General features: G+C 61.3%; 15 protein-coding genes. 3 read left to right on the forward strand and 12 right to left on the reverse strand.

Annotation, left to right across the window (positions count from 1 at the left end):
• Positions 1-9: 9 nt before the first annotated feature.
• The gene (locus AC07WT_RS12160) at positions 10-168 is read right to left on the reverse strand and encodes a hypothetical protein (protein WP_494947282.1); all 159 of its coding nucleotides are present in this window, start codon (positions 166-168) and stop codon (positions 10-12) included.
• 360 nt (positions 169-528) lie between these two features.
• Here AC07WT_RS12160 and hfq point away from each other — a divergent pair, with 360 nt between their 5' ends.
• Complete coding sequence (hfq, locus tag AC07WT_RS12165) at positions 529-1029, forward strand: RNA chaperone Hfq (RefSeq protein ID WP_492591626.1); 501 nt, start codon at positions 529-531, stop codon at positions 1027-1029.
• 22 nt (positions 1030-1051) lie between these two features.
• On the opposite strand, the gene AC07WT_RS12170 is transcribed toward hfq, so the two are convergent.
• Positions 1052-1279 carry a hypothetical protein gene (locus AC07WT_RS12170; RefSeq protein ID WP_494947283.1) on the reverse strand — a complete coding sequence of 76 codons (228 nt, stop codon included), beginning with the start codon at positions 1277-1279 and terminating at the stop codon, positions 1052-1054.
• Between the two features lie 344 nt (positions 1280-1623).
• On the opposite strand from AC07WT_RS12170, the gene AC07WT_RS12175 reads away from it, so the two are divergent.
• Positions 1624-1824: a hypothetical protein gene (locus AC07WT_RS12175; RefSeq protein WP_494947284.1), complete on the forward strand. Its 201-nt coding sequence runs from the start codon at positions 1624-1626 to the stop codon at positions 1822-1824.
• An 88-nt stretch (positions 1825-1912) separates the two neighbouring features.
• Here AC07WT_RS12175 and AC07WT_RS12180 read toward each other — a convergent pair whose 3' ends face one another.
• From AC07WT_RS12180 to AC07WT_RS12200, 5 genes are all read right to left on the reverse strand, one after another.
• Positions 1913-2620 carry a DUF2968 domain-containing protein gene (locus AC07WT_RS12180; protein ID WP_494947285.1) on the reverse strand — a complete coding sequence of 236 codons (708 nt, stop codon included), beginning with the start codon at positions 2618-2620 and terminating at the stop codon, positions 1913-1915.
• Between the two features lie 47 nt (positions 2621-2667).
• Positions 2668-4059 (reverse strand): sigma 54-interacting transcriptional regulator, encoded by a 1392-nt coding sequence (locus AC07WT_RS12185; RefSeq protein WP_494947286.1) that lies wholly within the window; start codon positions 4057-4059, stop codon positions 2668-2670.
• Between the two features lie 15 nt (positions 4060-4074).
• Positions 4075-4479, reverse strand: a complete 405-nt coding sequence (locus tag AC07WT_RS12190; protein WP_494947287.1) for a hypothetical protein — start codon at positions 4477-4479, stop codon at positions 4075-4077.
• Positions 4480-4707: 228 nt separating this feature from the next.
• Positions 4708-5976: an IS256 family transposase gene (locus AC07WT_RS12195; protein WP_494947288.1), complete on the reverse strand. Its 1269-nt coding sequence runs from the start codon at positions 5974-5976 to the stop codon at positions 4708-4710.
• A 56-nt stretch (positions 5977-6032) separates the two neighbouring features.
• Positions 6033-6260: a hypothetical protein gene (locus tag AC07WT_RS12200; RefSeq protein ID WP_494947289.1), complete on the reverse strand. Its 228-nt coding sequence runs from the start codon at positions 6258-6260 to the stop codon at positions 6033-6035.
• A gap of 302 nt (positions 6261-6562) precedes the next feature.
• On the opposite strand from AC07WT_RS12200, the gene AC07WT_RS12205 reads away from it, so the two are divergent.
• The gene (locus AC07WT_RS12205; RefSeq protein WP_494947290.1) at positions 6563-7048 is read left to right on the forward strand and encodes a DUF2147 domain-containing protein; all 486 of its coding nucleotides are present in this window, start codon (positions 6563-6565) and stop codon (positions 7046-7048) included.
• Between the two features lie 152 nt (positions 7049-7200).
• On the opposite strand, the gene AC07WT_RS12210 is transcribed toward AC07WT_RS12205, so the two are convergent.
• The 5 genes from AC07WT_RS12210 to AC07WT_RS12230 all read right to left on the reverse strand — a co-directional run bounded on the left by AC07WT_RS12210 (position 7201) and on the right by AC07WT_RS12230 (position 14831).
• Entirely contained in the window at positions 7201-7650 is a 450-nt protein-coding gene (locus tag AC07WT_RS12210) for a transposase (protein ID WP_494947291.1), read from the reverse strand.
• Positions 7651-7812: 162 nt separating this feature from the next.
• Positions 7813-8910: a cell division protein ZapE gene (gene zapE / locus AC07WT_RS12215; RefSeq protein ID WP_492591634.1), complete on the reverse strand. Its 1098-nt coding sequence runs from the start codon at positions 8908-8910 to the stop codon at positions 7813-7815.
• Between the two features lie 91 nt (positions 8911-9001).
• The gene (lpdA, locus tag AC07WT_RS12220) at positions 9002-10432 is read right to left on the reverse strand and encodes a dihydrolipoyl dehydrogenase (RefSeq protein WP_494947292.1); all 1431 of its coding nucleotides are present in this window, start codon (positions 10430-10432) and stop codon (positions 9002-9004) included.
• 112 nt (positions 10433-10544) lie between these two features.
• Positions 10545-11816, reverse strand: a complete 1272-nt coding sequence (gene odhB / locus AC07WT_RS12225) for a 2-oxoglutarate dehydrogenase complex dihydrolipoyllysine-residue succinyltransferase (RefSeq protein ID WP_494947293.1) — start codon at positions 11814-11816, stop codon at positions 10545-10547.
• 153 nt (positions 11817-11969) lie between these two features.
• Positions 11970-14831, reverse strand: coding sequence for a 2-oxoglutarate dehydrogenase E1 component (locus AC07WT_RS12230; RefSeq protein ID WP_494947294.1), 2862 nt, complete (start codon positions 14829-14831; stop codon positions 11970-11972).
• Positions 14832-15032 lie beyond the last annotated feature (201 nt).

Consider the following 15032-nt stretch of genomic DNA (forward strand, 5'->3'; position numbering starts at 1 on the left):
TGCAAATGCTCAGTAGCCGCCGCCGCCGCCGCCACCGCCGCCACCACCGCCGCCGCTGGGGCTCGACGCGCTGCTGTCGGTCGCCGACGTGCAGCCGCTCGTCGTGAGCGAACCTAACGCGAGCGCGAATAGCACAAACACGGTGGAAAGAATGCGGATTGCTTTCATAGTCTGTCTCCTGTTGACGTTTCGAGCGGCGCAGCCGACGGCCGGCGGGGCCAGGCCCCGGTCGGCCGCGCGCGGAATGCAGCGCTGCCATGTTGATTTAACGCGAGCGGACGCCGGTTTATTCCGTGTGTTCGCCGGCAGGCGCCATCCTTTTCCGCCATCCGAGCCCGCGGCGCGCCAGCACCACCACGGAAAGCGCCATCCGTCCGCAGATTCGTAACTCAACGTTACAGTCAATAGTTATCAGATGCTTATGTGCGCGCAAGCCGTTATAGTGGACGCAGTTCGCCCACCGACGCGTTCCGCCCCCACACAGGGTAGAATCGCGGCGAACAACCGTCTTTCTAACCTGAATTGTCCATGGCATCCGCAGAATCGCATCCGCAAAACGACTTCATGAACGCAGCGCGCAAGGAACGAAAGCGCGTCGAAATCTACCTTGTCAACGGCATTCGCCTGACAGGGTGCATCGAGTCGTTCGATCAGTACCTGGTGATGCTGCGCACGCCTGTCGGCCTGCAAGGCATCTACAAGCGCGCGATCTCGACGATCCAGCTCGACACCGGCACGCGTCCGGCGCCGCGCGCCGGACGGCCTTCGCACGGCGAGCACACCACCCGCGGCCCGCACGGCTCGCGTGAACCGCGCGACCATCGTGAGTCCCGCGAACCGCGTGAACCGCGCGAGTCGTACGGCGCACAGCCGTCGTCGGACCGGCCGGCATCGTCCGAGCGCGGCAGCCCGTCAGATGGACCGGTGGTCGTGACGCGCCGCCGGCGCCTGTTCGGCACGGGCGGCGGCGAGGGCGGCAACCATGGCAACGGTAATCATGGCGGCGGCAACGGTGGCGGCAACGAATAAGCTGTTTTGACGCAGCGGCAGGCTAGTCCGAAGGATAGCCGAGCCGCTGCAGAATCTTTTCCAGCCGCATGATCTGCCGCTGCGTCAGTTCGAATCTGCATTTGACCGCCAGCACGCGGCGCCGCCAGTAGCCGGCGTCCAGCATGTTCAGCGCCGGTTGCCGCGTTGCCCAATCCAGATGATCCAATTCAGCTTCCACCACGTGTGACGCATTGAAGCGCCGCGTCGGTGCAGGGGTCTTGGGTTCCATGTTTTCGCGCTGCCTTGTTATTGCGCTGCCCCGTTGTGGAGATGCCGTTGGGCGGCATGCGGTTGTTGTCGGCCTCGATGGCGGCCGGCATTGAGCCTATTGCCTTTTTCCTCTTTGCCTTTTGTCTTTCGGTCTTTTGTCTGGCGACACACTGGAAGACGAGGTGGAACGGCCCGGTTTTAATTTCGTTTTTTTAATCGCGTTCTTTAATTGCGCGGGCTGTTCTTTTGAAGGAAATGCTTACCGGCGTTGGGGAAATGCTTCCCTGGCCGTTCGGCCGATCGTCGGTGGGTTTGGCTTTTGCGCTATGCTGGACTATCGACACTTTTGAGGCGGAGCACGTCATGTCCAAGCCGAAGCCGCATGCATCCGATGTCAAGGTCAAGATCAAGGGAGCGGCGCCGCTCGCTGAGTCCATTGATAGTCGCCTCGATGAGGCACTTGAGGAAAGTTTTCCTGCTAGCGATCCGATTGCTGTCGATGTCACGGATCCGCATCATTTGCCGGCCGTGCACTCGCCGGAGGCCGGGAAGAAGCGGCATTAGAGCGTCTTCGGGCGGCGCGCTCAGCGCGCCGACCCGGTACGTCCAGAACCGCTACCGCTCCCGTCCCTGCCGGTTCAATCGCTCTCTTTCAGTGCGACGGCAAGCCCGATTCCAACTGGCGCTGCAGCTCGCGTACCTGGCGCTGCGCTGCGCGCAGCTGGTCTTGCGCCGCGGCCTTCTGCTGCGCCAGCGCCGTCGCTTCGGCGCGGGTTTGCTGCTGCTGGCTCGTGACAATGTTCTGCTGCTGACGCGCGACAGCCAGGTCAGCCTGCAAGCGGTTTGCCCGGTCCTGCGACAACGCGATCATCCGTTCCGTGAACGCTTTTTGCGCTTCCAGTTGCGTGCGGCGAATCTCGACGTCGGACAGTTGCAGTGTCTGGCGGACAAAATCCTTGTAGATCATGTCGGCACGCGTTGCGTCCTGCGTCTTGATGACGCGCCAGAAATTCTTTTGCTGGAACAGCGCGACGTAGTAAGTCATCTCCTTGCCGTAAAACAGCAAGCTCGCACCGTAGCTGCCGTTGTACGTCGTGCGCAATTCGCTCAGATCCGAGCCGTGAATCATCTGCTGCAATTCCGCCACATTCCCCGCGGCGGATTGCTTCACTTCGTCCGGCGTCAGCGCTCCCGTCTGCGCCTGCGAAGCCGCCGACAACGCGGTTGTCGTGCCCGGCTGGGAAACGACGCCAACGCTCGTCCCGTTATCCGGCAGAGTCTGCGCATAAACGCCCTGCACGCCCCCCAACGTGATCAATGCGGCCAGGGCAATCTGCCGTAGTTTCGACTTTCGGTCCATGTAATTCCTGCTCGAACAGTTTTTGTTTTAGCACAACCGTCTCATTATTACTCACTTTCGCGTGTTTCGGGCTCCTCGTCGAAAATTTGGTACTTACGCATCTTCTCCCACAACACCTTGCGGCTGATGCCGAGGTACAGCGCCGTGTCCTGCCGGCGCCAACCGTTTGCGTCGGGCGCGGCAAGCACGCGGTTGCGCTCGGCCATGTCCCATTTGCTGCGGTCCACGAGCACCTCGGCGGCGCCCTCGGCGGGCACCGGCTGGCTGGCGCGCGCGAGCGCCAGCAACCGTTGCAAACGCGCCGCGTCCCATGCGCCGATCTGACGCACCGTCACGCCGATGCGCTCGGCGAGGTTGCGCAGTTCGCGCACATTGCCGGGGAAATAGATGTCGGCGACAGCGTCGGCCAGCCAGTACGGCAGGTCGGGCAACCCAGAGAGCCGCTCCGCGCCGACGATCTGCGCGATGAACGCCTTGAAGATCGCAATCTTGTCGACCGCGCCCCGCTCTTCCAGCGACGGGATCTTCAGCTCGATCACCGCGAGCCGGTAGTAGAGCTCGGCGCGGAAGTTGCCGTCGTTGACCCGTTGCGGCAGATGCTTGTTGGTCGCCACCACCAGCCGGAAGTCGAGTTTCACCGGCGTAGCTGAGCCGATTCGCGTGACCGCGCTGTCTTCCAATACGCGCAGCAGCTTGACCTGCTGGTAAAGCGGCAGATCGCCGATTTCGTCGAGGAACAGCGTGCCGCCGTCAGCCTGCTCGAAGTAACCCTTATGCGCGACCACCGCGCCGGTGAATGAGCCTTTCGAGTGGCCAAAGAACAGCGATTCGAACAGCCCGTCCGGAATCGCGCCGCAGTTCACCGCGACGAACGGACCTTGACCATAGCGGCTGTGTTTTTCGTGTAGTAGTTGCGCGATGCGTTCCTTGCCGACGCCGGTTTCGCCGTGCACGAGCACGCTCGTGTCGCAGTCGGCGAAGGTGTCGACTTCGTGCAGCAGCGCCTGCATGCACTCCGAGTTGGCGATCATCGCGTCCAACTCGTGCGTCTTGGCGCTATGCGCGCGCAATTGCAGCACGAGCTTCATGACCATCCCGCGCAATTCGGCGCAGGTGAAGTCGAGCGGCAGGATGTGCGAATACTCGGACGGATACATCGCCGGATCGTGGTCGCGCGGCGCGGCGCCGACCCAGACCACCGGGATGCCGTGCGCGGCCTGCCAGTCGCGCAGGATCAGCGCGCCGCTGTCGATCACCGAAACGCTGATGATGGCGAGCGACGGCCGCAGCGCGGTCCGTTCAGGCGAGATCGAGATATCGTCCGCGCGGATCACTTCGACGTCGAAGCTCGCCATGCAGCGCGCAACCCGGTCGACGATATCGGCCTTGCCTTCCCAGACGTAGATATCGAGTTCCTCGATTTTGGTGGTGGTTCTCATCTTGTCCTGGTTACGCTAGTAGACCAGTTGCGAGACGCCGCATGTCAGCGACATGTTGTGGACTGTGGCGGTGCTGACTTGTACGCCCAACAGCGAGAGTGTCGGGACGAGGACTGTATCGAGCAGGGAGAAGACGGGTTGAAGCAAGGGCGTCAAGGCGTTCGCTACGCCGGAAAGAATGGGTGAAAGGAGCGCGGACAGATCGACTAAATGGTTACGAAGCGAGACGTCCAATGCGCCGGGCAATGCCGCAAGCAATTGCGTGGTCAGAACGGGGGCGTCGCTGCCGATCGCGTTGGAATTGGCGCTCCCGGTCGCGTCGAAGCTGCCGGACGAGCCATCGAATACCAGCGGCGTGGTTGTGCCAGGGGCGAGTTGCAATGGACCGATGCCGTTCAGTACGACATTGGCCACCTGCACGTTTGCACCGAGTATCGCCGTCGAAACCGATGCTTCATTGATCGATCCGCCACAGGACGAGTTTGCGCCGAGGCAGACCGATGCAATACCCGGCGCAACCTGAGTCGTGGCCGTGGTAGCTGCTTTGGTGCTTTCACAATCGACTGAACTGTCATGCCGAGCAAGCCCTGGACTGTCGAAGCGCCCGGAGGTGTCAGGAATTTTGTGTGCTGAGGTCGGTTAAAAATCTCAGCTGATGGCGGCGGTGAAGCGCTCGCCGAACAGAATGGCGAACTGATTGACTGCTTGCCGCCAGGTAATAGGTGGCATCTTCCAATCCTTTTCGATGTTGCGCAAGGCCAGGTACAGCAGTTTGCTGGCGGCTTCGTCGCTGGGGAAGTGACCGCGGTTCTTGACGATCTTTCGCAGCTGCATATGCATGCTCTCGATCGCGTTGGTCGTGTATATGATCTTGCGTACTTCCGGCGGATAGGCGAAGAACGGGATGACTTGCTCCCATTGGCGCTGCCACATCGCGGCCACGGTGGGGAATTTGCGCCCCCACTCGCCTTGAGAGAAGGCTTGCAGGGCGACTGCCGCCGCTTCGGCCGTGGCAGCCTGATAGATCGGCTTGAGCGCGGTTGCCAGCGGCTTACGGTCCTTCCAGCTCGCCAGATTCAGCGAATTGCGGATCAGGTGCACGATGCACGTCTGGATCTGGGCGGCCGGATAGACCGCCTCGATCGCCTCGGGGAAACCGCGCAAGCCATCGACGACGGCGATCAGGATGTCGTGCAAGCCACGGTTCTTCAGTTCGTTGAAGACCTTCAGCCAGAACTTGGCTCCCTCGGTTTGCTCGATCCACAAACCCAGCACTTCCTTGCGGCCGTCGGCGCGAATGCCCAGCGCCAGATACACCGCCTTGTTCCTGACCGTGCCTTCGTCGCGGATCTTCAGCCGAAGTGCGTCGAAATACACGATCGGATACATCGCCTCAAGCGGGCGTTGCTGCCACTGTTCGACCTCGGCCAGCACCTCATCGGTGACAGTCGAAATCAGATCGGGCGACACCTGCAGGCCATACAGTTCCAGCAAATGGCCCTGGATCTCGCGCACGCTCATGCCGCGCGCGTACATGCTGATGACGTGATCGTCGAAGCCCGGCAGCCGGCGCTGATATTTGCCCACCAGTTGCGGCTCGAATGTCGCCTGCCGGTCACGCGGAATGTCCAGATTCAGTTCGCCGTTGGGCGTGATGACCGTCTTGCGGCTCGTGCCGTTGCGGTGGTTGCCGGCCTTGCCTTGCTCCGCCTCGTTCTCCAGGTGATGCGTTAGCTCCGCCGCCAGCATGCGCTCAGCCAGTTGTTTCTTCAGTTGCCCGGCCAGGCCCGATTCGCCGAGAACCGACTCCGCATCCTTGTTCTGAATCTGCGCCAGCAGTTGATCGATCAGTTCATCGGGGAACAGCTTCGGCGCCTTCGGGTTCTTGATCTTCTTAGTCACAGCTGCTTCGGTCATAGGACGTTGTTTCCGTTATCGTCTCATGACCTCGGCACACTAAAATTCTGACAGGCTCAAGCGCCCAGCGCCACCATCAAATCCTCAATCTTGATATGCGCGGTCGCAAGACTTTGAATATCGCCCACGCTGAGCGACACGCTGGTGTTCAACAATCCGCCGAGGATCGCGTTGAGCAGCGCCGACTGCTGCGTGTTGATCGTCGCAATGCCGGTACCGAGGGAGAACGAATCGATGTTGGATGCCAGCGCCGTCGCAGTCGCCGTTACGTTGCGTTTGCCCACGAGGAAGAAATAAGGCACGAAAGCGCGTCACGCAGTCCGCGCATCAATGCGACGTTTTCCTACCAGCTGAACTGACGACGAAAAATGCCGCGTTCTGATTAGAGGTTCCACTATCAAACGGCGCGCGCACTTTCACGTATTCTGCGCTGACGTTGTTCGCCCCGCGCGTTTCAACCGATGCAGCCGAAGTGAAACCTGAGAGGCAGCACGAGGCATCGAGGCCGCCTATCGTCGACGATGGCCCGCGATGCCAATAACGCCGCGCGACCATGATCGCGCCGATTTTCATCAAGGAGGAAGACATGACGCAATTCACTCAACGCGCCCGCGCAATTGTGGTCCGCACCGCCAAACATGCCGCCGTCGCCGGCGTGCTGCTCGCCAGCACCGTCACCGCGATGGCGCAGGCCGACAGCGCGGTCGGCACCTGGCAAACCATCGACGATCATAGCGGCCAGCCCAAGGCGCTCGTTCAGATCAGCCAGGACGGCGCCGGCTCGCTCAACGGCAAGGTGATCAAGGGATTGGGCGCGAACGACCAGCCGGATCGCCGCTGCACGGCATGTACCGACGAGCGCAAGGATCAATTGATTCTCGGCATGACGATCATCAACGATATGAAAAAGGACGGCGACGGCTGGGATCACGGGCAGATTCTCGACCCGGAAAACGGCAAGGTCTACAAGTGCAAGATGCACCTGGAAGATGGCGGGAGCAAGCTGGTGGTGCGCGGCTATATCGGCGTATCGCTGCTTGGCCGCTCGCAGACGTGGGTACGTCAGCAATAGTCCGCGCGTAGATCAGGCATGAACGCCTGACGTGCCGGGATGGGTCACCAGCGGGCCGCCACTGCTGTCAGGAGAGAGTCAGAAGAACCGGCCGACGATCACTATCGTTCGGCCGTTTTTTTCGCTTGATGTGATTCGATTCGTTCGCGTCGTCATGCAGCGTGCTTGAAGGGCGACACATACGCGAACGGCGAAGGCAGTACAGGTTTGGCTGATGCGCGGCTGTACGCCGCGGGTGCTGTGACCGGAGCCGAGCCTGCCTGTGCGCTCTTCTCTTCCTGGCTGACATGCGTACGCATGCGCGCTTCCATCAGGCTGCACAGTTCTTCGCTTGCGGCGCCGAACAACTGATCCGCCACACGCTTGAGCACGCCGGACTCGTACCATGCCTTGAAGCGGCGATGGCAGGTTTGATACGACGGGTATTTGCGCGGCATGGCCGACCAGGTCGCGCCGCTATACATCACCCACAGCACGCCGTTGAGCACCGAGCGCGTATTGGCCAACGGCCGGCCACGCAGTTCGGAGCGCGGACGCAATTCAGGGAGCAACGGTGAGACGCGTTGCCATTCTTCATCATTGATATCACGGTATGGATTCATGGTTTCTCCTTTGTCAGAACCATGACAAAGAAGATACCCAGTCGTCTCCGGACGGAATATAAGATCAGTCTGAATCTTGAAAATACGCCTTTAGACGCCGCCTCTTTGGCAAGCGGACCGTGATCCATCGCAAAAGCGCCGCCGCGAGGATGAGACGAACCCTCAGGTCAGCGACGTGTCGACGATCCGCCGCGGCGCGTCGAGATATTCCTTCGATTGCATTTCGACGATGCGCGACACCGTGCGCGTGAACTCGTTGGCCATCGGACCGTCGACGTACAGTTGTTCGGGTGGCACCGCCGCGGACACCAGCAGCTTGACCTTGTGGTCATAGAACACGTCGATCAGCCATGTGAAGCGGCGCGCTTCCGAAGCCATGCGCGCCGACATCTGCGGCACGCCGGACAGGATCACCGCGTGAAAACGGCTCGCCAGTTCCAGGTAGTCGTTCTGCGAGCGCGGACCGCCGCACAGGGTCGCGAAATCGAACCACACGACGCCGTCCGCCTTGCGCAGCGCCTTCAACTCGCGCTTCTCGATGTGCAGAATCGGGCTTTCGTCGGGCACCGCGGCCAGACGCGAGTACGCGCCGCGCAGGGCCTTGTCCGCCGCCGCGCCGAGCGGCGAGTGATACACCTCGACCTGGGCCAGCGTGCGCTGCCGGTAGTCGATGCCCGCATCGACGTTGACCACGTCGAGCTTCGCCTTGATGAGTTCGATGGCCGGCAGCATGCGGTCGCGATGCAGGCCGTCCGGATACAGCGTGTCCGGATCGTAATTGGACGTCATCACGAATTGCACGCCGTTCTCGAACAGCTTGTCGAGCAGACGGTACAGGATCATCGCGTCAGCGATATCCGACACGTGGAATTCGTCGAAACAGATCAGCCGATAGCGCTTTGCGATACGGCGCGCGAGTTCGTCGAGCGGGTCGGCCTGGCCTTTCAGTTCTTCCAGTTCGCGATGCACTTCGCGCATGAATTCGTGGAAATGCAGCCGCGTTTTGCGCTGCACCGGCACGATCATGTAGAAGCTGTCCATCAGGAAGCTCTTGCCCCGCCCTACGCCGCCCCACATGTACACGCCGCGCGGCAGATCCGGGCGGATGATCAGTTTCTTGAACGCGTTCGAGCGGCGCGATTTGTACTCGACCCACTCTTCATAGCACCGCTGCAGACGGTCGACCGCCGCGCGTTGCGCCGGGTCCGATTGATAACCCCGCGTCTGCAGTTCTTTTTCGTAGTATTCGGTGACGTTCATCGTGTTGCTGCAAAAAGAAAGGCGGGAGGGAGTGAACCCGCCCGCCTTCGTGGTGATGCTGGAGTGCTGCGATCCGTCAGGCGTGCGCTGGTTACATGTTCAGCGCGCGCTTGTCGACGGCCAAGGCCGCTTCGCGCATGACTTCGGACAGCGACGGGTGCGGATGGCAAATACGGCCGATGTCTTCCGACGCCGCCTTGAATTCCATCGCCACCACGGCTTCCGCGATCAGGTCCGATGCGTTCGCCGAGATGATGTGCACGCCGAGCAGTTCGTCGGTCTTCGCGTCGGCGATCATCTTGACGAAACCATCCGCCTTGTTGATGCCCAGCGCGCGGCCGTTCGCCATGAACGGGAACTGGCCCGTCTTGACTTCGCGGCCTTCAGCCTTCAGTTGCTGCTCGGTCTTGCCGACCCACGCGATTTCCGGTTCGGTGTAGATCACCCACGGAATGCAGTTGTAGTCGATATGCGGCTTCTGACCGTCGATGATTTCGGCAACCAGCACGCCTTCATCTTCGGCCTTGTGCGCGAGCATCGGGCCGCGCACCACGTCGCCGATCGCGTACACGTTCGGCACCGCCGTCGCGCAGTGGTCGTCGACGTCGATGAAACCGCGTTCATTGGCCTTCAGGCCGATCGCTTCGAGGCCGAGGTTGTCGGTGTTCGGCACGCGGCCGATCGACACGATCAGGCGGTCGGCTTCGAGCGTCTGCGCATTGCCGTCCTTGTCCGTGTAGTTCAGCGCGACGCTGTTGCCGGTCGTCGTCACTTCGCCGACCGTCACGCCCACGTGGATGTCCAGACCTTGCTTCCTGAACTGCTTGGCGGCTTCCTTCGCCAGCGCCTGATCGGCTGAGCCGAGGAATTCCGGCAGCGCTTCGAGCACGGTCACTTCCGCGCCCAGACGGCGCCACACCGAGCCCAGTTCCAGACCGATCACGCCTGCGCCGATCACGGCGAGTTTCTTCGGCACGGTGTCGAAGCTCAGTGCGCCTTCGTTGTCGGACACGATCTTGTTGTCGACCGGCACGTTCGGCAGGTGACGCGCCTTCGAGCCCGTCGCGATGATCACATTCTTCGCCGTGACGACTTCGGTTTCACCTTCGCCGCTCACTTCGATCTGCACGCCGGCGCCCGTCTTGCCGGTGAACTTGCCGTGACCCTTGAGCCACGTGATCTTGTTCTTGCGGAACAGGAACTCGATGCCCTTGGTCATCTTTTCGACGATGCCTTCCTTGCGGGCCACCATCTTCGAGATGTCGAGCTTCACGTCCGACACGTTGATACCGTGATCGGCGAGGTGGTGTTGCGCGTTTTCAAATTCTTCCGACGACGCGAGCAGCGCCTTCGACGGAATACAACCCACGTTCAGGCACGTGCCGCCGAGCTTCAGCGCGCCGGCCGGGTTCTTCCATTTTTCGATACATGCGACGGTCTTGCCGAGCTGCGCTGCGCGGATTGCGGCGATGTAGCCGCCGGGGCCGGCGCCGATCACGACGACGTCAAATTCTTTGGACATGACAATCCTTTTTTTATGACGGAACGGCGCGCAGCCACGTTTCGTGGCGCGCGTCGTTCCTGTACTGCGGAATGCTGGAGACGTACTACCTGAATCGCGACAGACGCCGTGATTACAAGTCGAGCAGCAGGCGAGCCGGGTCTTCCAGCGCGTCCTTCATCGCGACCAGCGACAGCACCGCTTCGCGACCGTCGATGATCCGATGGTCGTACGACAGCGCCAGGTAGTTCATCGGGCGGATCACGATCTGGCCGTTTTCGACCACAGCGCGTTCCTTGGTGGCGTGCACGCCCAGAATGGCGGATTGCGGCGGGTTGATGATCGGGGTCGACAGCATCGAGCCGAACACACCACCGTTCGAGATGGAGAACGTGCCGCCGGTCATTTCTTCGATCGACAGCTTGCCGTCCTTCGCCTTCTGGCCGAATTCGGCGATCTTCTTCTCGATTTCGGCGAGGCTCAGTTGATCCGCATTGCGCAGGATCGGCACCACCAGACCGCGCGGCGAACCGACAGCGATACCGATGTCGAAGTAGCCGTGATAGACGATGTCATTACCGTCGATCGACGCGTTCACGAGCGGGAACTTCTTCAGCGCGTGCACAGCCGCCTTGACGAAGAACGACATGAAGCCGAGCTTCACGCCGTGTTCCTTCTCGAACTTGTCTTTGTACTTGTTGCGCAGGTCCATCACCGGCGCCATGTTCACTTCGTTGAACGTGGTGAGGATGGCGTTGGTTTGTTGTGACTCGAGCAGACGCTCGGCGATACGCGCACGCAGACGCGACATCGGCACGCGTTGTTCGGGGCGGTCCTTCAGCCACTGCTCGGCCGATGCCGGCGCCTTGACGTCCGGCAGCGACGGCCTGGCAGCCTTCGGTGCGGCAGCCGGTGCCGGTGCAGCAGGTTTCGCAGCAGGAGCGCCGGCGGTCAGCACGTCGCCCTTGGTGATGCGGCCGTCGCGGCCCGAGCCGGCGACGTCGCCAGCGGACAGGCCCTTTTCGGCCATCAGCTTGCCGGCAGCCGGCGAAGCAGCAGTGTTCGCGCCCGTTGCGGATGCGGCTTGAGCGGCAGGAGCCGGTGCCGGTGCGGCAACAGGTGCCGGCTTCACTTCGGCTTCGACAGCAGCAGCGCCTGCCTTGCCTTCGGTGTCGATCTTCGCGATCACTTGATCGGCGACGACGGTGTCGCCGTCGTTCGCGATAACTTGCGCGAGCACGCCAGCAGCCGGTGCCGGCACTTCGAGCACGACCTTGTCGGTCTCGATTTCGATGAGAATTTCGTCTTGAGCAACAGCCTCGCCGGGCTTCTTCTTCCACTGCAGCATCGTGGCTTCCGAGACCGACTCGGAGAGCTGGGGAACCTTGACTTCAACAATAGCCATTATGAATATCCTGAATACGTATCGGGTGACGGCGCGGTTATCAACGACCGGACGACCGTCTGCGAACCTCGAATGCCGCTAATGAACCATCAAATTGCTCACTAGACGCGGCACGGGAAAGCGCAACGCGCTTTCCCGGTTCGGCTCTTGTGTTTATTTAGCGATCGACGAGCTCTTGAGACGGCCGAAAGCGCCTTCGACCAGCGCCTTCTGCTGCTCGTAGTGTTTCGCGTAGTAGCCGACTGCCGGCGAGGCCGAAGCCGGACGGCCGCTGTATGCCAGCTTCTGCCCGTCCTTCATGCCTTCCTTCAGGTGGTGCTCGATGTAGAACCACGGGCCCTGATTCTGCGGCTCGTCCTGCACCCAGACCACTTCGGTCGTGTTGTCGTACTTCTTCATTTCCGCTTCGAACTGCTTATGCGCGAACGGATAGAGCTGTTCGATACGGATGATCGCGACGTCGTTTGCCTTCGCTTCGCGGCGATGCGCGACGAGGTCGTAGTACACGCGGCCCGAGCACACCAGCACGCGCTTGACCTTCTTCGCGTCGATGGCTTCGTCCACTTCGCCGATGACCGGCTGGAACGAACCCTTCGCCAGCTCCGACAGATCCGACACGGCTTCCTTGTGACGCAGCAGCGACTTCGGCGTAGCGACGATCAGCGGCTTGCGGAACAGACGGATCATCTGACGGCGCAGCAGGTGGAAAATCTGCGCCGGCGTGGTCGGCTGAACGACCTGCATGTTGTGATCTGCGCACAGTTGCAGGAAACGCTCGATACGTGCCGACGAGTGCTCCGGACCCTGACCTTCGTAACCGTGCGGCAGCAGCATCGTGAGACCCGAGACGCGGCCCCACTTCACTTCGCCCGACGAGATGAACTGGTCGATCACGACTTGCGCGCCGTTCACGAAGTCGCCGAACTGCGCTTCCCACGCGACGAACGTATTCGGTTCAGCGGTCGAGTAACCGTATTCGAAGCCCAGCACCGCTTCTTCCGACAGCACCGAGTCGATCACCGTGAACTTCGCCTGACCTTCGGCGATGTTCTGCAGCGGCACGTAGGTGCCGTCGTTCCAGCGTTCGCGGTTCTGATCATGCAGCACTGCGTGACGGTGCGTGAACGTGCCGCGGCCCGAATCCTGGCCGGTCAGGCGCACGGCATAGCCCGATGCGACCAGCGACGCGAATGCGAGGTGTTCGCCCATGCCCCAGTCGAGCTTCGCTTCGCCACGGCCCATCGCGCGACGGTCGTTGATGACGCGCTCGACCAGCGGGTGAACCTTGAAGTTTTCCGGGATCGTGGTGACGCGCTCTGCGAGGCGCTTCAGTTCCGCGAGCGGCACAGCCGTGTCGGCTGCGTCGGTCCACTTGCGGTTCAGGAACGGGACCCAGTCGACCGCATACTTGCTCTTGTAGTTCGAGAGCACCGGATCGATCGTGTGATGGCCTTCGTCCATCGCCTTGCGGTACGCCTTGACGTACTCTTCCCCGTCTTGCGCCGTGATCACGCCTTGTTGCGCCAGCTTTTCAGCGTACAGCGCGCGCGTGCCCGGATGCTTCGCAATCGTCTTGTACATCAGCGGCTGCGTGACCGCCGGCGTGTCCTGCTCGTTGTGACCCAGCTTACGGAAGCAGACGATGTCGACGACGACGTCCTTATGGAACTGCATCCGGAAGTCGATCGCGAGCTGCGTAGCCAGCACTACCGCTTCGGGATCGTCGCCGTTCACGTGCAGCACCGGCGCTTCGATCATCTTGACGACGTCCGAGCAGTACAACGTGGAGCGCGAGTCGCGCGGGTCCGACGTCGTGAAACCGATCTGGTTGTTGATGACGATGTGCAGCGTGCCGTGCGTGCCGTAACCGCGCGTTTGCGCGAGGTTCAGCGTTTCCATCACGACGCCCTGGCCGGCGAAAGCCGCGTCGCCGTGGATCTGCACCGGCAGCACTTGCAGGCCGCTGTCGTCGCCGCGACGGTCCATCCGGGCCTTGGCCGAGCCTTCGACCACCGGGTTGACGATTTCGAGGTGCGACGGATTGAACGCGAGCGACAGGTGAACCGGGCCGCCTTCGGTCGAGACGTCCGACGAGAAACCCTTGTGGTACTTCACGTCGCCAGCCGGCAGGTCGTCGACGTGCTTGCCTTCGAATTCGGCGAACAGGTCCGCCGGCATCTTGCCGAGCGTATTGACCAGCACGTTCAGACGGCCACGGTGAGCCATACCGATGACGATTTCCTGCACGCCGTTGGCGCCGCCATGACGCACGACTTCGTCCATCGACGCGATGAAGCTTTCGCCGCCTTCGAGCGAGAAGCGTTTCTGGCCAACGTACTTGGTGTGCAGGAAGCGCTCGAGGCCTTCAGCGGCCGTCAGGCGATTCAGGATGTGCTTTTTCTTTTCATTGGAGAAATTCGGCGTCGAACGGATCGACTCGAGCTTCTCTTTCCACCAGCGCTTCTGTTCCGGATCGCTCAGGTACATGTACTCGGCGCCGATCGTGCCGCAGTACGTGTCACGCAACGCCTTGACGATCTCGCGCAGCGACGCGCGCTCGAACCCGAAATACAGATTCGTGGCGCTGAATTCCTGGTCCATGTCGGCTTCAGTGAAGTCGTAGAACGCGGGTTCAAGTTCGGGGATAGCGGGACGTTCGCGGCGCTTCAGAGGATCGAGATTGGCCCATTGCGAGCCGAGGAAGCGATATGCGCCGATGAGGGACTGCACATAAACCTGCTTGCGTGCGGTAGCGAGATCTTCGCCGCCGGCCGCCGTGCGCGGGATGAAGGCGTTGGCCTTGGCCCGTTGAGCAAACGATTCGACGATCGGGCCGTGGGCCACGTCGTTGACATTGCTGCCATCCGATGCAGGGACGTTCTGCAACGCATCGAAATAGCTGCGCCAGTTCTCGGGCACTGACGCCGGATTATCGAGATACGCTTCGTACATTTCTTCTACGTACGGAGCATTGCCGCCGAACAGATAAGAGTTCGACTGGAATTGCTTCATCATTTTTACGCTCACCTTTCTTCGAGTTTCTCGAGAAATAGCGGGTTACAGAACCTTCCGCGACACGGCCTGACCGTTTAGCGGATTGCGCGAATCAAGTCTTGCTTGGAAGGACCTAAAACTTTGCACCCGGGGAGCATATCACATAACGGATAGTCCAGATAGCAGACGGATTGTCGCTCGAGCCTTGCCAGGACGGGCTTT

The organism is Paraburkholderia sp. GW821-FHT02A12 (genome assembly GCF_059422005.1).